The organism is Campylobacter showae (assembly GCF_963515975.1).
GTDB classification, from domain to species: Bacteria; Campylobacterota; Campylobacteria; order Campylobacterales; family Campylobacteraceae; genus Campylobacter_A; species Campylobacter_A showae_F.
In genome coordinates this window covers 84,556-104,892 of record NZ_CAUPZM010000004.1, presented here as the reverse complement: position 1 = coordinate 104,892, position 20,337 = coordinate 84,556, and the positions used below count along the sequence as shown (strand labels likewise).

21 protein-coding genes are annotated in these 20,337 nt (G+C 46.6%); 7 read left to right on the top strand and 14 right to left on the bottom strand.

Annotated elements, in window-relative coordinates; genetic code table 11:
• Position 1 precedes the first annotated feature (1 nt).
• Both gatA and ileS read right to left on the bottom strand, forming a co-directional pair.
• Complete coding sequence (gene gatA / locus RWM02_RS02565; RefSeq protein WP_314068900.1) at positions 2-1,360, bottom strand: Asp-tRNA(Asn)/Glu-tRNA(Gln) amidotransferase subunit GatA; 1,359 nt, start codon at positions 1,358-1,360, stop codon at positions 2-4.
• Between the two features lie 96 nt (positions 1,361-1,456).
• Positions 1,457-4,213 carry an isoleucine--tRNA ligase gene (gene ileS, locus RWM02_RS02560; RefSeq protein ID WP_314068898.1) on the bottom strand — a complete coding sequence of 919 codons (2,757 nt, stop codon included), beginning with the start codon at positions 4,211-4,213 and terminating at the stop codon, positions 1,457-1,459.
• Between the two features lie 121 nt (positions 4,214-4,334).
• Here ileS and RWM02_RS02555 point away from each other — a divergent pair, with 121 nt between their 5' ends.
• Entirely contained in the window at positions 4,335-5,432 is a 1,098-nt protein-coding gene (locus RWM02_RS02555) for a CinA family protein (protein WP_314068896.1), read from the top strand.
• Between the two features lie 228 nt (positions 5,433-5,660).
• Here RWM02_RS02555 and RWM02_RS02550 read toward each other — a convergent pair whose 3' ends face one another.
• The 8 genes from RWM02_RS02550 to rpoD form a co-directional block, all read right to left on the bottom strand.
• Positions 5,661-6,038, bottom strand: coding sequence for a rhodanese-like domain-containing protein (locus RWM02_RS02550; protein ID WP_185899068.1), 378 nt, complete (start codon positions 6,036-6,038; stop codon positions 5,661-5,663).
• A 69-nt stretch (positions 6,039-6,107) separates the two neighbouring features.
• Positions 6,108-6,728, bottom strand: coding sequence for a hypothetical protein (locus RWM02_RS02545; protein ID WP_314068893.1), 621 nt, complete (start codon positions 6,726-6,728; stop codon positions 6,108-6,110).
• 375 nt (positions 6,729-7,103) lie between these two features.
• Complete coding sequence (locus tag RWM02_RS02540) at positions 7,104-7,877, bottom strand: ABC transporter ATP-binding protein (protein ID WP_314068891.1); 774 nt, start codon at positions 7,875-7,877, stop codon at positions 7,104-7,106.
• A complete protein-coding gene (locus RWM02_RS02535) occupies positions 7,861-8,838 on the bottom strand; it encodes a FecCD family ABC transporter permease (protein ID WP_314068890.1) in 978 nt (325 codons plus the stop codon). Before RWM02_RS02535 ends, RWM02_RS02540 begins: the two co-directional genes overlap by 17 nt.
• Entirely contained in the window at positions 8,835-9,869 is a 1,035-nt protein-coding gene (locus RWM02_RS02530) for an ABC transporter substrate-binding protein (RefSeq protein ID WP_314068889.1), read from the bottom strand. The genes RWM02_RS02535 and RWM02_RS02530 overlap by 4 nt, the downstream gene beginning before the upstream one ends.
• 201 nt (positions 9,870-10,070) lie before the next feature.
• Positions 10,071-10,487 carry a hypothetical protein gene (locus tag RWM02_RS02525; protein ID WP_314068887.1) on the bottom strand — a complete coding sequence of 139 codons (417 nt, stop codon included), beginning with the start codon at positions 10,485-10,487 and terminating at the stop codon, positions 10,071-10,073.
• A gap of 113 nt (positions 10,488-10,600) precedes the next feature.
• Positions 10,601-10,771 (bottom strand): hypothetical protein, encoded by a 171-nt coding sequence (locus RWM02_RS02520; protein WP_314068885.1) that lies wholly within the window; start codon positions 10,769-10,771, stop codon positions 10,601-10,603.
• Positions 10,772-10,848: 77 nt separating this feature from the next.
• Complete coding sequence (gene rpoD, locus RWM02_RS02515) at positions 10,849-12,756, bottom strand: RNA polymerase sigma factor RpoD (RefSeq protein ID WP_314068915.1); 1,908 nt, start codon at positions 12,754-12,756, stop codon at positions 10,849-10,851.
• A gap of 266 nt (positions 12,757-13,022) precedes the next feature.
• Between rpoD and RWM02_RS02510 the strand changes: the two genes are divergently transcribed.
• A complete protein-coding gene (locus RWM02_RS02510) occupies positions 13,023-13,835 on the top strand; it encodes a flagellar hook-basal body protein (protein ID WP_314068883.1) in 813 nt (270 codons plus the stop codon).
• Between the two features lie 576 nt (positions 13,836-14,411).
• Positions 14,412-15,200 carry a flagellar basal-body rod protein FlgG gene (gene flgG, locus RWM02_RS02505; protein WP_002951073.1) on the top strand — a complete coding sequence of 263 codons (789 nt, stop codon included), beginning with the start codon at positions 14,412-14,414 and terminating at the stop codon, positions 15,198-15,200.
• Between the two features lie 143 nt (positions 15,201-15,343).
• On the opposite strand, the gene RWM02_RS02500 is transcribed toward flgG, so the two are convergent.
• The 3 genes from RWM02_RS02500 to RWM02_RS02490 all read right to left on the bottom strand — a co-directional run bounded on the left by RWM02_RS02500 (position 15,344) and on the right by RWM02_RS02490 (position 16,832).
• Positions 15,344-16,345, bottom strand: coding sequence for an SEL1-like repeat protein (locus RWM02_RS02500; RefSeq protein WP_314068880.1), 1,002 nt, complete (start codon positions 16,343-16,345; stop codon positions 15,344-15,346).
• Between the two features lie 127 nt (positions 16,346-16,472).
• Positions 16,473-16,634: a hypothetical protein gene (locus RWM02_RS02495; RefSeq protein ID WP_163026464.1), complete on the bottom strand. Its 162-nt coding sequence runs from the start codon at positions 16,632-16,634 to the stop codon at positions 16,473-16,475.
• A 54-nt stretch (positions 16,635-16,688) separates the two neighbouring features.
• On the bottom strand, positions 16,689-16,832 hold the full coding sequence (locus RWM02_RS02490; RefSeq protein WP_314068877.1) for a helix-turn-helix domain-containing protein: 144 nt from the start codon (positions 16,830-16,832) through the stop codon (positions 16,689-16,691).
• A 107-nt stretch (positions 16,833-16,939) separates the two neighbouring features.
• On the opposite strand from RWM02_RS02490, the gene RWM02_RS02485 reads away from it, so the two are divergent.
• Entirely contained in the window at positions 16,940-17,080 is a 141-nt protein-coding gene (locus tag RWM02_RS02485) for a hypothetical protein (RefSeq protein WP_163026462.1), read from the top strand.
• A gap of 137 nt (positions 17,081-17,217) precedes the next feature.
• Here RWM02_RS02485 and RWM02_RS02480 read toward each other — a convergent pair whose 3' ends face one another.
• Positions 17,218-17,913 (bottom strand): hypothetical protein, encoded by a 696-nt coding sequence (locus tag RWM02_RS02480; protein WP_314068875.1) that lies wholly within the window; start codon positions 17,911-17,913, stop codon positions 17,218-17,220.
• Between RWM02_RS02480 and RWM02_RS02475 the strand changes: the two genes are divergently transcribed.
• The 3 genes from RWM02_RS02475 to RWM02_RS02465 all read left to right on the top strand — a co-directional run bounded on the left by RWM02_RS02475 (position 17,907) and on the right by RWM02_RS02465 (position 20,031).
• Positions 17,907-18,569, top strand: coding sequence for an AzlC family ABC transporter permease (locus tag RWM02_RS02475; RefSeq protein WP_314068873.1), 663 nt, complete (start codon positions 17,907-17,909; stop codon positions 18,567-18,569). The genes RWM02_RS02480 and RWM02_RS02475 overlap by 7 nt on opposite strands.
• Positions 18,566-18,901: a branched-chain amino acid transporter permease gene (locus RWM02_RS02470; RefSeq protein WP_314068871.1), complete on the top strand. Its 336-nt coding sequence runs from the start codon at positions 18,566-18,568 to the stop codon at positions 18,899-18,901. The genes RWM02_RS02475 and RWM02_RS02470 overlap by 4 nt, the downstream gene beginning before the upstream one ends.
• Before the next feature lie 83 nt (positions 18,902-18,984).
• A complete protein-coding gene (locus tag RWM02_RS02465) occupies positions 18,985-20,031 on the top strand; it encodes a type II asparaginase (protein ID WP_122863081.1) in 1,047 nt (348 codons plus the stop codon).
• The last annotated feature ends 306 nt before the right edge of the window (positions 20,032-20,337 follow it).

The following is a 20,337-nucleotide window of genomic DNA, read 5'->3' as shown; positions in this document are numbered from 1 at the left end:
TTTATCCTTTTATAGAGTTTTCTAAACTAAGCGCGCCTTCTAGCAGCGTTTTTTCGTCCCACGCCTTTGCGATGAGCTGAGCCGAGACGTTTAGGCCGTCAGCGTCCTTGGCTACCGGAACCGAGATGGCGGGTAGGCCGGCTAAATTTACGCTGATCGTATAGATGTCTGATAGATAGGAGTCTAGCGGTTTTTTTAGCTCGCCGAATTTATACGCCGTGCTAGGGGCGACCGGCATCAAGATAAGGTCGCATTCGCTCAAAATTCGCTCATATTTGGCTTTAGTATGAGCGCGAGCTTTTTGCGCTTTGATATAGTATGCGTCGTAGTAGCCGCTGCTAAGTACGAAAGTACCGAGTAAAATTCGCTTTTTTACCTCTTCGCCAAATCCCTCCGAGCGCGAGTTAATGTAGAGCTCTTTTAAATTTTTAGCCTCGGCTCTGCGTCCGTATCTTATACCGTCGAAGCGGCTGAGATTTGCGCTGGCTTCGGCCGTGGCGATGATGTAGTAGGTAGCGATGTCGCATTTTGAGTTTTCTAAATTTTTATAGATTATTTTGTGGCCTGCGGCTTTTAAAATTTCGACCGCTTTTAAAAGCGCTTTTTTGGTCTCTTCCGAGGCTTCGTTTATGTAGTTTTCGATGACGCAGATCGTGAGTTTCTTGTCAGCGTTTAGCTTGTCTGCTACGCTTTCAAATTTTATATCCGCGCTCGTGCTATCCTTGTCGTCGTGTCCTGCGATGATATCGTATAGGATTGCGGCGTCCTCGACGTTTTGCGTTATCGGGCCGATCTGATCTAGCGAGCTAGAGTATGAACCTAGACCATAGCGGCTCACGCGTCCGTAGGTCGGCTTTAGTCCCACGCAGCCGCAAAATGCCGCAGGCTGGCGTATCGAGCCGCCCGTATCGCTTCCTAGAGCAGCCACGGCTAGTCCCGCACCCACTGCGGCAGCTGAACCGCCCGAGCTACCGCCCGCCACTCGCTCGCGGTTTAGCGGATTTAGCGTTTTGCCGTAGTAGCTATTTTCGGTCGTATTTCCCATGGCGAATTCGTCCATATTCGTACGGCCAAACGGCGCCAAGCCCGCTGCTAGCAGCTTTTCTATAACCGTCGCGTTATATGGCGCGATGTAGCCTTGTAAAATTTTAGACGCGCTTGTTACGCTCCAGCCTTTTACTTGGATGTTGTCTTTGATAGCGATCGGCACGCCCGCGCCCAGTTTATCAAGCGGCAAATCTGCCAACTGCTCGACGTAAGCGCCAAGCTCCCTATCCGCGAAAATTTTCTTTTCTAGCTCGTTTCTAAGCTCGGCTATTTCGCCGGTGCTTAGCTTTAGAGCTTGCTTTAAAGTTATCATTTTTTATCCTTAAATTTATTTACCGCTACGATGCCCGCGGCTGTGACTGCGAGGATGGCCGCGATAGTTGCCGCGACGAACCAAGCGGAGATGGGCTCAGACATTTTTTAGTACCTTTTCGCATCTCGGGCAGGTTTCGCCGTCGTGCTTAGCGGTAAATTTCCAACATCTCGGGCATTTGTGTCGCGTCGATAAAACGAGTTTAAATTTATCGTTTCCGACGTCAAATTCGGCTAGGCTGCCGCTGCCGTCTAGGCTTTGGACGTCGCTAACCATATACCAGTCGCTGATCTCGTTTATATCTTCGCTTAGGATCAAATTTGAGCTGGTTTGCAGTACGAGCTCTAAGGTCGATTTTATCTTTTTATCTTTTTTGAGTACGTCGATTAGCTCGAAAAACTTCTCGCGGCTAGCCACTAGCAGCTCGTCGTCTACGTTAAACTCGAAATCTAGCGGCGCGTACTCTAGATCAAAGGCGTCGGTTGCACCGTTTTTGATGATCTTAGGCGCATAGTCCATCGCCTCGTCCACGGTATATGTGAGCGTCGGAGCGATGAGCGGTAGTAGCGCTCTTGTGATTAACGCCATCGCGCTTTGAGCCGAGCGGCGCGTATCGCTGTCCTTGGCATCGCAGTATAGGCGGTCTTTACAGATATCAAGGTAAATGCCGCTTAAATCAGCGCTTAAGAAATTCATCAGCAGGCTAAAACCCTTTGAAAAGTCGTAATTTCTAAACGACGCTTCGGCCTCGTCGAATGCTTTTTTCGCGCGGCTTAGTATCCAGCGATCTAGGATGTTGAAATTTGATGTTTCGATATCTTCTAGATCGTTTACGTTGGCTAGTAGAAATCTTATCGTATTGCGTATTTTTCGGTATTGTTCGCTTACTTGTTTTAGGATGTTTTCGCTAATTTTTAGGTCGCTGGAGTAGTCGCTAAGCGCAACCCAAAGGCGTAAAATTTCCACGCCGTAGGTTTTAGCGACGTCCGCCGGAGCTACGACGTTGCCCTTGCTTTTACTCATCTTTTGGCCGTTTTCATCGACGGTAAATCCGTGCGTGAGCACGCTTCTATACGGCGCTCGTCCTTGTGCGGCGCAGCTTAGCAGTAGCGAGCTTTGGAACCAGCCTCTGTGCTGATCGCTGCCCTCTAGGTACATATCCGCAGGATAGCTGCCCGCATCGTAGTCGCCGCTTTTTAGCACCGCAGCCCACGTCGAGCCACTATCAAACCAGACGTCGAGGATGTCCATCACTTTTTCCAAATTTTGCGGATCGTATTTGCAGTTTGCTGGCAGGAGATCCTTTATCTCACTATCCCACCACGCGTCCGCGCCTTTTTGCTCGAATATCGCCGCGACGTTATCTAAAATTTCATCGTCAAATATCGGCTCTTTTGTATCCTTGCGTCTAAAAAACGCTATCGGCACGCCCCAGTCGCGTTGGCGAGAGATACACCAGTCTGGACGATTTTCTATCATCGAGCCTATCCTTTTTACGCCGCTTGCAGGGTAAAATTTGACGTTTTCAAGCTCTTTTAGCGCGACTTCTCGTAGCGTTTTGCCCTCGATTTTCGGCTCGTCCATAGCGATAAACCACTGCTTTGTCGCGCGGTAGATGACCGGCTTATGCGTCCTCCAGCAAAACGGATACGAGTGGACGAATTTACTAACTTTTAGCAAATTTGAGCCTAGAAGCTCTAAAATTTTCTCGTTGGCTTTAAAGATATGCATGCCGATTAGCTCGTCTACTACGTCCTCGGGGAATAACTTTTTCGCCTTTAGCGTCTCGTCGTATAATCCGCCTTCATCAACCGGCATGATGACTTCGATGCCGTATTTTAGGCTCACGTGGTAGTCGTCTTCGCCGTGCCCCGGGGCAGTGTGAACTAGACCCGTACCGCCGTCCATCGTGACGTGATCGCCTAGGATAAATAGCGATTTTCTACCGTTTAGCGGATTTACCGCGTGCAGGTTTTCTAGCTCTGCCGAGGCAAATTCTTTTAAAATTTCGCCCTTAGTTAGCCCTTCTTTTTCCAGCTCGCCAAGCATCTCTTTGGCAAATATCAAATTTTCAGCCGTTAAAACGTAAATTTCGCTCGGACTTAGCGAGATGGCTTGGTTTGCCGGCAGCGTCCAAGGTGTGGTCGTCCAGATGACCGCTCGAGCGTCTTTTGCGCCGATTTTTGCGGCGGCTTCCTCGCCTAGCTTAAAGGCTACGTAGATGCTGTAGTCTTCTTTGTCTTCGTACTCGACCTCGGCTTCGGCTAGAGCGCTTCTAGCCGCCCAGCTCCAGTACACCGGCTTGCTTCGCTCGATCAAAAGCCCGCGTTTGGCGACTTTGCAAAGCGTTTTGTAAATTTCTGCTTCAAATTTAAATTTCATCGTCAGATACGGGTCGTCCCAGTCGCTAGCGACGCCTAGCTGTTTAAAGCTCTCCTTTTGTACCTCGATAAACTCTCTGGCGTGCTCGCGGCAAAGCTCGCGAATTTGCGTTTTGCTGAGGCTTTTTTTCTTATCGCCCAGTTTTACCTCGACTTGCTGCTCGATCGGTAGTCCGTGGCAGTCCCAGCCAGGTGTAAATCTCACGTTTTCGCCGAAGAAATAGTGCGTTTTTAAGATGATGTCTTTTAGGGTTTTGTTTAGCGCGTGTCCGATGTGGATGTTGCCGTTAGCGTAGGGAGGGCCGTCGTGCAGAGTGAAGCTTTTGGCGGCTTTTTGCCTTTTGGCTTTCATTTTTTCGTAGATTTTTCTATCGTCAAACCACGATTTTAAGCGTTTGGGTTCGTTTTCCGGCAGGTTGCCGCGCATGGGAAATTCGGTGTTTGGAAGCAATAATGTATCTTTGTAATCCATAGGTTCGCCTTGAAGTAAAAAATTGGTAGATTTTATCCAAACGGCGATTAAATGCTACTGAAAAAACGCTATTTTAAGCTAAATTTATGTAAGATGTTTTCGGCTTTTAAAGGAGAAAACAGTGAAAAACGCACTACTGATCATCGGCGAAGATATCGGCGTAAACGCGCCTTTTTTAGATTATATTTTTTGCGCTTACAAGCGGCATTTCGGCGAGCTGGGCGAGTTTAGGTTCGTTAGCAAAAGCGACAAGGAGTTGCCGTTTATCATCGAGCATCTTTGCGCGCGTTCGGACAGCCTTTGTATCTACGCGTCGAGTCAAAACTGCTCCGTCGCGGCTAAAATTTTAGCTACGTTAAGCGGCGATATTTTAGAGCTAAAATCCCCGCAAATGCTAGCTCCGAGTAGGGCTGAAAAATTTAGCGACTACGGCTTTTTAATCAAACTAAATCAAACTTACGTAAATTTACTAAAGGCCGACGCGAACCAAAAACTGCCTGCCATAGATATCAAAACGCAGCGAGATTTCGGCTACTTTCATCTGGTCGATATCGACGAGGAGAGTGCGAAAATCCTGCTCGAACCGCTAGCAAAAACTTACGAAGTGCAGATTTATTCGTCCCAAATTTTGTCGAATTTGGCGCTAATCAGAGTGGAAGCGAACAAATTCGGCCAAACTAGCGGCTTTATAAATGGCGCGAAAAATCTATTTTCGGGCAAATTTTTTGAGGGCGAGGATGTTTTCCGTCACGTTGCTAGCACTCTTATGGCAAGCGGACTCAAGCTTACCTTTGCCGAGTCTTGCACGGCGGGGCTTGCCGCGGCAAAATTCGGAGCTTTTGCGGGAGTTTCGGCGGCGTTTAACGGCTCGCTAGTGACCTACGCAAATAAGATGAAACGCGACTGGCTGGGCGTTAGCGATGAGATTTTACAAACCTACGGCGCGGTGAGCGAGCAGTGCGTGATGGCGATGCTAAAAGGCGCGCTAAAGGCGAGCGAATCGGACTTTTCGCTAGCTATCAGTGGTATCGCTGGACCTGACGGCGGTAGCGAGGCGAAGCCGGTGGGGACGGTGTTTGTGGGGGCTTATGCAAAAGACGGCGAGTGCATCATCGAGAGGCTAAATTTAAACGGAGATCGCAACTACATAAGAGAGCAAAGCGCGCTGGCGGCGTATGTTTGCTTGCTGAAGCTAAAGCCGAGACTATTTTTGGCGTAAATTTTGGTCAAATTTGGTGAAATTTACGCTCGCTAAAATTTAAAGCGATACGCTTTTGTTGTATTAAATTTTGCAAAAAACGGTGACAGTTTTTGCGTTAAGTACGGCGGCAAATTTAAAATTTACCGTCGCTCTACGCGCGAGTAGAGCACGAAACAGCTCCGTCAAGCTTAAAATTTAGCGCAAATTTAAGCCTGACGGACGAAATTTATAAAGTAAAACTGCGGATTATTTTTGATACGGCACGGTTTCGTAGCCTTGATTTATGAGGCTACCCATGCCGCCGTCAAGATTTATTATATTTAGCTCCGGCGAATCTATCATCATCGCCGCCGCAGCGCTTCTGCGTCCGCTTCTGCATATGAGCGCGACCGGTTTTTTTAGATCGACATTGGCTTTAAGCTCGTTCAAAAATCCCTCTTTATCGGTTGCGTTAAAAGTGATAGTCTTTGCGCCCTTTATCACGCCCGTTTCCATCCATTCAGCAGGCGTCCTGATATCTACGATCTGCTCGTAGTTTTTGATCGCCTCTGGGCTAACTTGAACCGTAGAAATTTCTGCAAAAGCCATCGCCGCCGCCGCTCCTAAAAGTAAAATTTTTCTCATTTTCTCTCCTTAAATTTGACGGCGTGAATATTAGCTCTAAAATTTAAATAAATTATTACAAAAAAGCTACTATTTTATTTTTCGATTTTTAATTAGCCTACTTTCTTTGCGATTTTCGACGTAATCCACCCTCGACCAGGCAAGCACGTAGATAAACCCTAACGCCAGGTAGATGCCAAGCACCGCAAGCTCGATAGGGTAGGGGTCGCGCAGGGCTTTGGTCAGTAAAAGCTTGAGCGCCGCAGCGATAAAAGTGCCGATCACGCAAAGTACGGCATAGCCTGAAAATAGGGCGTTTTGCGTTACGGCGCCAAGTTTTAAATTTATCTTTATCCAAAGCAAAAACGCAAGCACCGCCGTGGCGCAAATGACGAAAAATAGGACCTTGTGCGTGCTGGCGGGAGCGTAGTTTGTGCTAAAGCTTAGCAAAATCATCGCGCTGCTGACTGCGATAAAAATGCGGTAAAGCTTAAACACGCCTCCGCCTGCGAGTTTGTTTACCTTTGATATCGCGCCGTAAAGGCAGATAACGGAGACGAACAACATCGCTACGCGCGCGCTCGTTGCGATATCAAAGAGGCTTTTAGGTAAAACCATCTCTTGCGAGAGCAAATTTAAAACAACCAAAATCCCAGATGCCATACCTAGCGCTCTTGCCGTACTTATGCGCCTTATGAAGTTTTCTTGCACGTTTTGTCTTTTATTAATCTAATAAAAATTTTACACAAACAAGCTTAAAATTTTTATTAAATTTAACCAAAGTAGGCAGGCGTATAATCGCGATCTAAAATACAAAAAGCAAAGTTGCGAGCCATCAAAAGAGATCGTTTGTGTCAAATTTGAGCGCGTAAAATGAAAAGCCGCGAGCGTAAAATATAATTTAGCGCCGTGTAAATTTAGGTGGCTTACGTGGAATTTAATAAATGCCGCAAATCACGCAAACCTCGTAAACAGCGACATAAATTTAAAATCGGCAAATTTTACTCCGTGTAAATTTCAAAAATACATAAAATTTTACGCACAGTTTTACGTACAGTGCAAATTTGCCGATTAAAAGCCCCAAAACTACTTCACCTGTGCGCTGAAAATTTGCGTGATGCTGCTTATTTGCTCGCCCGCAACGTCAAATTTCGCCGTTTTCATCCGCACGCGGTAGAGCGCGTTTAAATTCTCCTCGTTTAAAACCTCGGCGCTGCTCCCGTAAACGTAGCTAAGATCGTCTTTTAAAATGAGCGTGCGGTCCGCCGCCGCAAGGGCGTGGTTTGGCTGATGCGTGGTAAAAACGATGCTTGCATTGCTTTTTTGCTTCAAATTTACGATGAGGCTTAGCACGCGGTCTTGGTTTTTGATATCAAGCGCGCTAGCTGGCTCGTCCAAAAACAGAATTTCGCTCCTGCTCGCGATCGCCCTGGCAAAGAGCACGAGCTGCTTTTGACCGCCTGAAAGCGAGTTAAAACGCTTGTTTTTCAGGTGCGAAATTTCAAGGCTCTCAAGCGCGTCCAGGCAGATCTGCACGTCGCGTTTGCTAGGTTTTGAAAATAGCGAAATATCGCGCACGCGCCCCATCGCCACGATGTCTTGCACGCTGTAATCAAACGCCACGCTAAAGCTTTGCGGCAAAAAGCCGAATTTTGCCTCGGTAGAAAACTGCCCCTCTTTGAGGCCCAAAATCCCCATCATGCACGACATCAGCGTGCTTTTGCCCTGACCGTTTAGCCCTAGGATCGCTAAAATTTGACCGCGCTCGATCTCAAAACTTAAATTTCTAAAAAGAAATTTGCCCTCTTCGTAGAAAAATCCCGCGTCCTTGATCGCGAGCAAACTACCTTCTGTTCGCATCGGCGCTCCTTTTTAAGAGGATGGCGAATATCGGGCTGCCGATGAGCGCGGAGATAATGCTAAGCGGCACTTCGCTAGAGCTGATCGAGCGCGATACGTCGTCGATAGCGAGCATAAAAACGGCTCCCGCTACGAAGCAAGCGGGCATCGAGCGCAAGTGGTCGCTGCCAAATATCATCCTAGCGACGTGCGGCACCACCAGTCCGATCCAGCCGATGTTTCCGCTGACGCTGACCTGAGCGGCGACTAGCAGCGTGCAGATGACGAGGATGACCGAGCGCAGCCGCACGATGTTTACGCCGAGAACCTTTAGATCGCCGTCTTCGAGGCTGAGTAGGTTAAATCGCCACCGCATCGCGATGAGTGCTGCGACGCAGGGCGCCGAAACGGCGGTGAGCATGACGAGCTTGTCATAGTCTGCGCGCACGAAGCTACCCAGCAGCCAGTAGATGATGTTTGGTAGCACGTCTTCGTTGTCGGCTAGATACTGCACGAGGCTCGTTAGCGCAGCAAACACGCCGTTTATGACGATGCCTGCTAGGATGAGTGAAAATACGTCGCTGCGCGAGACGAATTTGGCGATAAAATAGAGCATAAAAAGCGCCGCGAGCCCGAAAAAGAAGGCAAAGCCTACGATAAAATAGGAGCCAAAGCCAAGCAGTATGCAAAGCGCGCCGCCAAATGCCGCCGCAGTGCTCACGCCCACGATGTGCGGGCCTACGAGCGGGTTTTTAAACACCGCCTGAAGCGCGAGGCCGCTAAGTGCCAAGATCCCGCCGCAAAGGCTTGAAAGCAGGGCGCGCGGGATGCGGATATCAAGCACCACGCTTTTTGCCGTTTCATCGGCGGAGGAGCCGAGTAAAATTTTACCCGTCTCCTCTAGGCTCACGGGATACTGCCCGATGCCCAGCGATACCGCAAATAGCAGAATCCAGAGCAGCAGCAGGGCGGAAAATTTCATTTATAGCTCGTGCGGTAGAATTTTTGATAAAATTCCTCTACTTTTTTGTCAAACTCCGCCTCGTCAAAGTGCGTTGGATAGAGCTTCATCGCTAGCCACCACTCGCCAAGCGCCATGGCTTCGGCCGTCGGATAGCCCCATGCTTTGGCGTATTCGGGCATCATATAAATTTTATCCTCTTTGACCGCGCTTAAATTTGCAAGCTGCGGGTTTGATTTAAGCTCGGCGGGCACCTGCGGGTAGCGATCCTGCACGAAGATCATCTGCGGCGCCCACGCTAAAACTTGCTCGGCAGATACCTGCTTGTAGCCCTTGATACTCTGCGCCGCGACGTTTTGCGCGCCTGCTCGCATAAACATTATGCCCGTGTATTTGCCGCTTCCGTAGGTCGTGAGATCGGGATTTGCCATATAAATTTTAGGTCTTTTATCTACGATAAAACCGCCAAATTTAGCCTTTAGCTGCTCTTGCGAGGTTTTAACGAAGCTTATGAGCTCGGCGGCCTCTTTCTCGCGGTTTGCGACCTTGCCAAGAAGCTCGATCCCGTCGTAAAAGCCCTCGGTGTAGGCAGCTTCGTCGTCTTTGAAGGTTGGATTTAGCTTGCCCTTATCGGCGGCGTCGCTGCGCTGAAAGCTAACGGCTACGACTGGGATTTTGAGCTCCGTCATTTTGTCGATGTATTCTTGCGGGATGTAGTTCGTGACGATCACGACGTCAGGCTTTAGCTTAAGCACCGCCTCATAGTTGATGACCTTTAGATCGCCAGGCGTCGGCATATCTTTTAGGCTCGGCGCTAGGCGGACGTAGTTTTTACCGAGCGACTTCTCCCACGACTCCTGCACGCCGACGACCTTATCCAGCGCGTTTAGCTCATTTAGCGCGTTTAGGCTTTGGTGCTGAAGTACGACTATGCGCTTAACCTGATCAGGCAGCGTGACGTCGCGGCCTAGCTGATCGGTTACGACGCGATCGGCAAAAAGCGAACTAGCGCACAGCGCAAGAGCTAACGCGAAAGAGTGAAATTTGCTCATGTTTTTTCCTTAAGTTTTAAAATTATATTTATTTATAGGCTTAAAATAAGCATTTTTAGCTCATAAATAAATAATAGTATATTACAAAAACAGCGATGAATTTATCATAAAATTTGAGAGGCGACACTAGTGCCGTTTTCGATAAAATTTAGCAAAAACGGCTAGTGTGGCGGCTGTGATAAAATTTGAAATTTTTAAATTTTAGGACTGCACTAGAGCGATATTTTTGACCCTGGCCCAAGCCGCTAGTTCGCAAAGCGGGATCAAGAGTGCTACCGTAAGCAGCGTATATGGAGATGCTAAACCGTTAAGGGACGAAAAATCGATAAACTGAAGCGCTGTGCACATAAAGGCTAAACCTGAGTAGATGTAGAAAGCGCTGTTCTGCGTATCTTTGCCGATCAGATAGTACGCAACGCCGAGCATAAGCCAAAAGTAGATAGTAAGAATGGAGTCTACGGTGAGAAATATCGTAAGGAGCGTGCCTTGCGTATTTAAAAAATTATTTGCGACTGCTCCTATTATAGAATAAGCATTGTCGACAAAAGAGCCCCCAATCTGCGCCGCGGCATAATCTACCGCGCCAAATCCGACTTGACTTACCGAATACAATGACATAGATAGCCATAAAATCGCTAGTAACATCGCGGTGACTAGTGTGGAGAAGGTTTTGGTAAAGAGTTTGCTTGCGGAGAGTTTGGAGATTTATCTAGCGGCAAGAAGCCTAAAAATCATCGACGCAAGAAAGACAAGGCAAATAAAAATACGGCGGTCAAGAAACCAGCCAGCGAAACGCGGCTGCAAAATTCGCACAAAATCCAAATAGACATACAGCCGCCGATTAGTAAAATATTAGAAGCTATGCCGCGGAATTTTATCTCGGTCAGGAGCTTCTGATTCATCTTTGCGCCTTTGGATTTTCTTTAAATTTGGTAGTTGATTTTATTTGCCGATCGGCTATAAAAAAGGAGGGCTAAATTTAGCCCTCGATGTAGTTTTTGAGTTTTCTACCGACTTTTGGGTGTTTTAGTTTTTTGATAGCAGAGCTTTCGATCTGGCGGACGCGCTCGCGGGTTACGTTTAGTTCTTTGCCGATCTCTTCTAGCGTGCGGTCGCTCTCGTCGTCGAGCAGGCCGAATCTCATCCTGATAACCGCTTTTTCGCGCTCGTTTAGCTGGTCTAGGACCTCGTCTATCTGCTCTTTTAGATCGTTTTTTAGGATGTGATCCATCGGGCTTAGCGAATTTCTATCCTCGACGAAATCCCCAAATTTGCCGTCCTCTTCGTTGCCGATAGGGGCTTCTAGGCTGATAGGCTCTTTCGTGATTTTGATGACCTGTTTTACTTTGTCTATGCTTAGTCCGACTTCTTGCGCTATGACGCTCACATCAGGCTCTTTGCCCTCTTCTTGGAGGTATTTGCGGTTGATTTTGTTGATACGGTTTATCGTTTCTATCATATGGATAGGGATACGTATCGTGCGAGCCTGATCAGCGATAGCACGGCTGATAGCTTGACGTATCCACCACGTCGCATAGGTCGAAAATTTATACCCTTTTTTATACTCAAATTTATCAACCGCTTTCATTAGACCGATGTTGCCCTCTTGGATAAGGTCTAAAAACGGTAAGCCGCGGTTTGTGTAGCGCTTGGCTATGCTCACAACTAGACGTAAATTTGACTTTGCCATTCTGGCTTTTGCTTCGTCGGATATCTTTTTGCCGCGTTTGATTTGCTCTAAAATTTCTTTTAAAAGTATCGGATCGAGGTTAAATCCGCTCTTACTCGCTTCCTTGGTCGCAAATAGTTTTTTGATCTCCACGTAGGTTGATACCATCGTAGCTTCGGGTACTCTAGCGATGATGTCGTCTTTGCTTAGTTTGATGATATCTTTTAAGATCGACTTGTGATTTTTCTTTAGTTCGTCGCTAAACATCGGTAGCTTGTATTCAAGCCTTTTTAGCTCTTTGTCGAAGTCGTCATCGCTCTTTAGCGCCGTCTCCATCGACTTTACGATCTCGGTTATGAGCTTGCTTGTAGGGCCTAAGTCCATCAGCTTGTCTTTTAAAATTTTCTTTTTAAACGCAAGCGTTATCTTTGCTAAAAACTCATCCTCGGTTTCGACTTCGTTTTGCTTATTTGCCGTTTTTAGCCACTCTTTTTTGGCTTTTTCGAGAGCCTTAAAGCTTTCGATTACTTTTTCGGTACGCTTATCGTCTTTTCTGCTATTCTTTTTAGGCTTGGCTTCTTTTTCTTCGCCTTCTTCGCCTTCTTCCTCGATTTCTTCCTCTTCTTCTACCTCTTCGCCTTCTTCCTCGCCTTCGTCGTCAAAGCTTCTAAAAAGCTCTTTTACGCGGCGTTCGCGGTTGATGAGCGGTTCTTTGTAATCAAGGATAAAGTCGATTAGGTAGGGCACCGAGCAAAATGCGTCGATGATGATATCTTCGCCAAGCTCGATTTTTTTGCTGATTTCTACTTCTTCTTCTTTGGTTAGTAGCGCGATTTGACCCATTTCGCGCAGATACATACGCACTGGGCTATCTGAGCGCGACCACTCGAGTAGATCCGTTTCGCTGGCGAGGTCGAATTCTTCCTCTAGACTATCGTCGGCTAGTTTTGCTAGCTCCTCGCGGCGCTTTTTGGCGTCCTCGATGTTGCGCATTTTGGCAATTTCAGCCGAGGTGATGAGCTGGATTTTATTTGCTTTAGCTAGCGACTCTATCTTTTTTGCTACTGCTGCAGTCGGCGCTTTGTCTAGGAATTTAACTAGTTTTTCGTAAGTGATATAACCTTTGGCATTTTCTTTAAAAAGCTCTTCTATAAGCGACAATGCCTCTTTTTTTGCGGTACTCATTTGGGATTCCTTCTTTTTGTAGAAAACGAGGATTATACCCAAATTTCTTTAAACATTAATAAAAGTGCTATCATTCGGGCATTTTTAAGGAAGCTAAATTTGCTGAAAATTTTATTAAATTTGAGTTGGAACGGAAGTTGCTATTTAACGCTCAATAAAGCAAGCGGAAGTAGCTTATGACGCAGACGAGGCGGGTTTTTGCGAGGCGAGGGCGCGTATATATGATACGTAACCGAAGCTGAGCAAAAAACCAACGAAGTATGCGTTTAAGATACGACGCGTAAGATAAGGAAAAGTAAATGAACAACGGCTACTACCAAGCAACCGGCGCCATGGTGACGCAGTTTAACCGCCTGGACGTCATCGCAAACAATCTTGCCAACATAAACACCGTCGGCTTTAAGCGCGACGACGTCGTAGTGGGGGATTTTGAGAGGATTTTTAAAGAGTACCGCGATGAGCTTCCGATAGAAAATCACACGAAAGACGCGGCGAAATTTCTAAACAGAACCATAGACAGAGTACCGCAAATTTCGGAGCAATACGTGGATTTTAGCCAGGGCGGGCTTAAATTTTCAAACAATGACCTTGACTTTGCAATGAAGCGAGAGGATCTGTTTTTCCTAGTCGAGGTGAAGCCCGGCGACGTGCGCCTAACTAAAAACGGCTCGTTTAATCTCGACGAGGACGGTTTTTTGGTAACCAAAGAGGGCTACAAGGTGCTACCGAGCGATTATTTTACGAATAATTTTCAAGGCATCCAAATCCCGCAGGGCGAGCGCTTCTCCGCCGATAAAAACGGCAATCTATACTCAAACGAGGAACCGCTAGCTAGACTTTATATCGCGCAGCCAAAAGAGATACGAAATCTAACCAAAGAGGGCGATAATCTCTACGTTTTGCCGAATTTAAAGGAGCTTGAAGACGTGGGCGGCGAGATAGACGCGGTCGCGTGGAAATACACTCAAATTTCCAACGTAAATGCCGTGACCGAGATGGTCGGACTCATCGAGACGCAGCGCTTTGTCGAGATGTATCAAAAGGTGATGACGTCGCATATGGATGATCTAAATCAGGAAGCTATAAGCAAGCTTGCTAACACGAAAGTCTAATAAGCTGCGCCTTTTTAGCGCTTTTTAATGAGTTTGGTTTTTGCTTCTTCGGCAACCTTAATGGTTAGCCTCAGTCGCAAAAACTGCAACAACATTAAAAATCATCTAAAAATACTTTGCTTATTATAGCTACTTTAAATTTGATTTTTTTGTTTACGATCACAGGTGTTCAACTCTAATCTTCTCTCAAAATTTTATTTTAAAATACTTTCGCAAAAATATTTTCAAATTTCTAAATTTGCAAATTTGGAACGCCTTTTGCTACATACCTAAGAAATGCGAGAAATTGCACCGAATTTGTAAAATTTAGACGCTCGCCAGGCATAAAAACAGTCGGCGACTGTTTTACGCAAAAGCGTAAAATTTAAGATTGCAAATTTGGAATATATTTTGCAATGGTAAAAGGCGATGAGCCGTTTATTTGATACTAAAGATAAGCGGCAGTAGCTTGAGGTGGAGACGAGGCGGTTTTTTTGCGAGGCGAGGGCGCGTATATGCGATACGTAACCGAAGCCGAGTAAAAACCAACGAAGTATACGCTCAAGATACAACGCGCTAAGAAAGGAAAACACGAAAATGATGAGGTCTATTTATTCTGCCGCCACCGGTATGATCGCCCAACAAACCCAGATCGACGTCACGTCGCACAACATCGCAAACGTAAACACCATCGGCTACAAGAAAAACCGCGCCGAGTTTGCCGATCTGATGTATCAGGTTATGGAGTATGCAGGCACGGCGATCAGCGAAACGACGAAAAGCCCGACGGGTATCGAGGTGGGTCTGGGCGCGCGTCCGACGGCGATAACGAAGATATTTTCGCAAGGGTATTTTAAGGAAACGAGTAACAACCTCGATATGGTTATCGCGGGTAACGGCTTTTTCCAGGTGCAGCTTCCCGACGGTACGACGGCGTATACTAGAAACGGCGCTTTTAAGCTAGATAGCGAGGGCACGATCGTAAACTCCGACGGCTATGTGCTCCAGCCGCAGATGACTATCCCGGCCGACGCAACGCAGGTCTCAGTCGGTACCGACGGCACCGTATCCGTGCTGCAGCCGGGCAACACCGAGATGACGCAGGTAGGCCGCATCGAGCTAGCAAATTTTATCAACCCGGCAGGCCTACACTCCATGGGCGACAACCTCTATCTGCCGACGGGCTCTAGCGGCGAGGTCGTAGTCGGTACGGCGGGTCTTGACGGTTTGGGTACGATCAGACAGGGATTCGTCGAGATGAGTAACGTCCAGTTGGTTGAAGAGATGACCGACCTCATCACGGGTCAGCGCGCGTACGAAGCAAACTCAAAGGCGATTACGACGAGCGATGATATGCTCTCGATCGTAAATAGTCTAAAGAGATAGCCTAAAATAGGCTAAATTTGACGCCGCCCGGTCTTTCAAATTTGCGAATTTTACGTATCCGGCGGCTTTTTAAATTTACGGTGAAAAACGGCTAAATTTGAGCTAAATTTTAGCCGTTTCGTAGCGGTTCTTGCTCGCTATTCTTATTTGCTTAGGATTTTGTGATTATCGCAACCTTGTTTCAGGCCCATATCGCAAGCCTTACCGAAATACTTCTTAGCCGCTTGTTTATCTTTGATTATGCCTTGGCCTTCCGCGTATAAAACGCCGAGATTATAGCAACCGTTTGCATAGCCCATATCGCAAGCTTTATCGTATAGTTCGCTAGCTTTATTGCGGTCTTGCTTTACGCCTTGGCCGTTGTAGTACGAGCCCCCGAGATTGTAGCAGCCTTTTACGTAGTCTGCCTCGCAAGCTTTGGAAAACAACTCAACGGCCTTTTTGTAGTCTTGTTTTACGCCTTGACCGTCATGATATGAAACGCCGAGATTGTAGCAGCTCTCCGCATCGTCCATATCGCAAGCCTTAGAAAACAGCTCGTTAGCCTTTTTGTAGTCTTGTTTTACGCCTTGACCTTCTATGTATAAAACCCCGAGATTATAGCAGCCTCCCGCATACCCCATCTCGCAAGCTTTAGAGTGTAACTCGCTAGCTTTTTTAAGGTCTTGTTTTACCCCTTGGCCTTTTTCGTATAAAAGCCCCAGATTGCCGCAGCCTAGCGCCTCTCCCATATCGCAAGCTTTAGAGTATAGCTCGCCGGCCTTTTTGTAGTCTTGTTTTACGCCTTGGCCTTTTTCGTATGAAAATCCAAGGTTATAGCAGCCTTTTGCGTCCCCCTTATCGCAAGCTTTTAAAAAGTTCTCGCTAGCCTTTTTAGAGTCCTGCGCTACGCCTTGACCGTTACTATACAAAATTCCTAGATTATAGCAGCCCTTTGCGTCTCCCATCTCGCATGATTTCAAAAACAGCTCGCTAGCTTTTTTATAGTCTTGCTCTGCGCCGTCTTGTCCGTTTGCGTACGAAACGCCCAAATTATAGCAGCCTCTTACGTCTCCCGCATCGCAAGCGCCTTGCAGTATCTTTGCGTCGTTGCCCGCGCCAAATAAAACCGCCGCGCAGGCTACTGCTATGACTATTTTTTTCATGCTTTTGCTCCTATAAAAAATTTAACGCTATTTTATAAAATTTAGCTTTAAAACGAAAGAAATTCGCTTCACTGTCGCCTATCGTAGGCTTTTTAGTAGAGTTTGGCGGCTTTTGAGTAGTCTTGTTTTACTCCTTCGCCGTAGTAATAAATCGGCCAAGACGCGTACGCTCTTTTGTGCTACCGTTTTTGCAAGCGCGCTCGTAAATTTCGGCGACTGCGGGATTTGACTTGCTCTCCGTCATACGCATAGCCGCCGCAAAAGCGAGTATCGACACTAGTTTTTTCATAAATTTACTCCGATTTAAATTTACGTTGAATGTCAAATTTTAGCGGGTCAAATTTCACTTCACCAGCTTGATTTTCCCGCGTCCGAGTTTGATCAAATTTTTATCTTTCAAATCTTGCAAGACGCGGTTTATGACGTTTTGCGAAGTTCCCAAATGTTCGGCGATGTCGTCGGCGCCAAACGAGCGCAGATACTCCAAAATCCTGCTGTCAAGCCGCTTAAATTTGATATCCTAGGTCAAAGTCGTGAGCGACAAGTAGCGTAGCGTAAATAAGCAAAATACGGTCTTTTGATACGCGGACGAGGATGTGCGGGTGCTTCACGGCTTTGATGGCGTACAGGCGCAAACGCGTATCTAAAACCGAGCTTTTTGAAAAAGACGTCGTGCGTGAGCTTAGCCCGCTGTTTGAGAAGGCTCCAGATATCAGGATCTACGCGGTGGCTTAAATTTGATTTAGCTTGCGTCGGCGCTGGGTCGGTGCAGGCTAAATTTGGCTCTAAAGGCGGCGTGCAAAAATTTGCCTTAAGTAAAATTTCGGATCAAGATCGTTTCCATTCGCCCCAATTTTTAGCTTCGCTAAATTTTATACCGTTTGGGAGCCGTTAGCTTTGTTTTTTAGAGCGTACTCGCCTTTATTACGAGCATAACACAAGAGAAAAACCAATATACAAATCGGAGCTATGACGACTCCGTATAAAGTTCCCGCGCCGTTTAACTCATCTTGAGAGACTCCCATTGCCGAAGATAAAAACAGTAAAACGGGAAATAGAATCAAGGCCAAGCTGGCTATATTTTCAAAAGTAAAAACTACTAGACTAGCGTCTTGATCTTTTATAAAAAAAATACTGTATTTTTTGACCGGGTCGAGCTTTAAATAAAAAGCAGTTAAACCGACCGACAAAATCATAACGGCAAAAAATAAAACGGTTTCGGATACATTGGCATTGATATATTCCTCAAATCGCGTAGAAATCAGCGGAATAAGCGATGAAAACGTCAAAATGATAAGTAAAAATGCCAAAAACAGCATCACCACGCGCCTGATAAATCTATGCCTATCGTACCGCCTTTTCACGCCCTTGGGGATAGCAGCAAATTTCTCATCCAACTCTTTCGTCTTAGCTTGAAAATTTGCATTCACGATTTGCTCCTTAAAGCGCTTAATCCTAGAAATTATAGCAAATATATTGAATTTAGCATGGCGATTTCCCCGGCCTTTATCCAATTTTTTTAAAATTTTAGCTATCATCGCGCTTTTATTAAGGTAAAATTTTGACATTTAACTACGTTTTTAAACTATCTATTCCTATTTTTATGGGCTATTTTCCCCTCGGTGTCGCCTTTGGGATACTGGCTAAAAGCATGGGCGTTAGCGCGTTTATAGCCATAGCGCTTAGCACGCTGGCATACGGCGGCGCGGCGCAGTTTATGATGCTCTCGCTTTTTAGCGCGGGCACTGGGCTAGTTGAGGTTTTTATCGTGAGTTACCTGGTAAATTTACGCCACACTTTTTATGGGCTGGCGCTTTTAAAAGAGTACAAAGACCTAAAATACCGCCTTTTAAATATCGCGACTCTCACGGACGAAACTTTTGCGATATTTAAGGCGCTTAAGATCGCGGACGCGGCGGAGCGCAGCTATGTTTTTACGCGGCTAAATTTGCTCTCGTGGTTTTACTGGGCAGCGGGAACGGCGGTCGGATGCCTAGCCGGCGGGCTGATAAAAGTCGATACGAGCGGGCTTGAGTTTAGCTTAACCGCGCTTTTTATCGTGATCGTGATGGAGATGTTTAAAAACGATAAGAACTATAAGGTGCTAGGCGCGGCGTGCTTGTTTGGAGTTGCAGGCGTAGCGCTCATGCCGGCTAAAGCGATGCTGGTAGGCTCGATGGCGCTTTGCTTTATTTTTATTTTGGTTTTTAAGGATAAGCTTTGATAAGCGTGAATTCTAGCGAGTGGGCGATATTCGCCGCCGTGTTGCTAAGCGCGTTTGCGACCTTTTTGACGCGCGCCGCGCCGTTTTACGTCGTCAAAAACTATAAGCCTAGCCCGTGGCTTAGCGCCGTGGAGCGACACATGGGACTGATGATAATGGTTGTCTTGGTGTGCTACGGACTAAGAGACGTTAAATTTGACGTCTATCCATACGGACTAAACGAAGCGGCGGCCGTTTTTAGCGCGGTTTTGATTCATCTGAAATTTAAAAATACCCTACTTAGCATCGCGGCTTCGACGGCGATATATATGACGCTTATTAGGATTATTTAACTGAAAATAAAAATTAAGAATTAATAATAAATTTAAGTAATAAACGCTAAAATCCTAGTAACATCTCAATACAAGGAGCAAACATGCGTTTTGCGGTAAAGGCGGTGATTTTCATGCTTTTAGGAGCGACTTTGGCTTTTGCAAAGCCTACTATTTACATTTTGGCAACTGGCGGCACGATAGCCGGCAGCGGCTCTGGTGCTCTTGATACGAGCTATACTTCTGGAACCGTTACGGTCGATAAACTGATCGCCGCGGTACCTGAAATCAACAAGATAGCGACCATCAAAGGCGAGCAGATCTCAAACATCGGCTCTCAAGAGATGAATAACGAAGTTTGGTTTAAGCTCGCAAACAGAGTAAACGAGCTGCTAACTAGCGGCAAGGCCGACGGCGTCGTCATCACGCACGGAACCGATACGATGGAGGAGACGGCGTATTTTCTAAATTTAGTCGTCAAAAGCGATAAACCTATCGTTATGGTGGGTGCTATGAGAAACAGCGGTTCGCTAAGCGCGGACGGCCCTCTAAATATCTTTAACGCCGTAAACGTCGCGATGAGCAAAGAAGCCGCAGGCAAGGGCGTAGTAGTCGTGATGAACGACGAGATCCACGCGGCTAGAGAGGTAACTAAAACCAACACTACCGCGGTCGATACATTTAAATCTCCAAACAGCGGCAAGATCGGCACCGTGTTTTACGGCAACGTCAAATTTTATATGAATCCGGTTCGCAAACACACCGTAAATTCGGCATTTGACATCACGAAGATTAAGGAGCTTCCAAGAGTAGATATCATCTACAGTCACTCAAACGACAATCCGGACTTCGTAAATTTAGCCGTCAAAAACGGAGCTAAAGGCATCGTAAATGCAGGCATGGGTAACGGAAATCCATTTCCAAGCGCGCTTGAGGCTCTAGGCGAAGCGGTCAAAGGCGGGGTAGTGGTAGTGCGCGACTCACGCGTAGGTAGCGGCGAGACCACGCTAAACGGCGAGGTAGACGACGGCAAATACGGCTTTTTAGCTAGCGACAACCTAAACGCGCAAAAAGCTAGAGTGCTCTTGATGCTTGCGCTTACGCAGACTACGGATAAGGCTAAGATCCAGGAGCTTTTCCTAACTCACTAAGCGCACGGCGTCTCGCGGGCGCTTTTGAGAGAGATTTGAAATTTTAAGTCTGCGGCAGACTACGTGTCTAGCCTTGACTTAAAATTTCTGCACAACTCTCAAAATCATCTCGCGATACTTGCGTTTTATTTTTGTGCGGCGTCTCGTATTGCTATGCATCATTGAATTTTACTTCGCTTCACTAAGGCGAACGATAAGCCCGCCTCATTCGCGAAGCAAAATTCGCCTCGCCTAGCTTTGCGATACTTTCACTTATTTAATATTACGGCGGATTTGCTAAATTTACGGTCCGCCGTCTCTTTTATA

Coding starts and splice junctions, on each gene's coding strand:
- RWM02_RS02535 (WP_314068890.1), bottom strand. CDS start 8,838: ATGAAATTTTCCGCCCTGCTGCTGCTCTGGATTCTGCTATTTGCGGTA.
- RWM02_RS02495 (WP_163026464.1), bottom strand. CDS start 16,634: ATGAAAAAACTAGTGTCGATACTCGCTTTTGCGGCGGCTATGCGTATG.
- gatA (WP_314068900.1), bottom strand. CDS start 1,360: ATGATAACTTTAAAGCAAGCTCTAAAGCTAAGCACCGGCGAAATAGCC.
- RWM02_RS02485 (WP_163026462.1), top strand. CDS start 16,940: ATGTGCGGGTGCTTCACGGCTTTGATGGCGTACAGGCGCAAACGCGTA.
- RWM02_RS02520 (WP_314068885.1), bottom strand. CDS start 10,771: ATGAATCAGAAGCTCCTGACCGAGATAAAATTCCGCGGCATAGCTTCT.
- RWM02_RS02465 (WP_122863081.1), top strand. CDS start 18,985: ATGCGTTTTGCGGTAAAGGCGGTGATTTTCATGCTTTTAGGAGCGACT.
- RWM02_RS02480 (WP_314068875.1), bottom strand. CDS start 17,913: ATGTCAAAATTTTACCTTAATAAAAGCGCGATGATAGCTAAAATTTTA.
- RWM02_RS02510 (WP_314068883.1), top strand. CDS start 13,023: ATGAACAACGGCTACTACCAAGCAACCGGCGCCATGGTGACGCAGTTT.
- ileS (WP_314068898.1), bottom strand. CDS start 4,213: ATGGATTACAAAGATACATTATTGCTTCCAAACACCGAATTTCCCATG.
- RWM02_RS02540 (WP_314068891.1), bottom strand. CDS start 7,877: ATGCGAACAGAAGGTAGTTTGCTCGCGATCAAGGACGCGGGATTTTTC.
- RWM02_RS02530 (WP_314068889.1), bottom strand. CDS start 9,869: ATGAGCAAATTTCACTCTTTCGCGTTAGCTCTTGCGCTGTGCGCTAGT.
- flgG (WP_002951073.1), top strand. CDS start 14,412: ATGATGAGGTCTATTTATTCTGCCGCCACCGGTATGATCGCCCAACAA.
- RWM02_RS02500 (WP_314068880.1), bottom strand. CDS start 16,345: ATGAAAAAAATAGTCATAGCAGTAGCCTGCGCGGCGGTTTTATTTGGC.
- RWM02_RS02550 (WP_185899068.1), bottom strand. CDS start 6,038: ATGAGAAAAATTTTACTTTTAGGAGCGGCGGCGGCGATGGCTTTTGCA.
- RWM02_RS02525 (WP_314068887.1), bottom strand. CDS start 10,487: ATGTCATTGTATTCGGTAAGTCAAGTCGGATTTGGCGCGGTAGATTAT.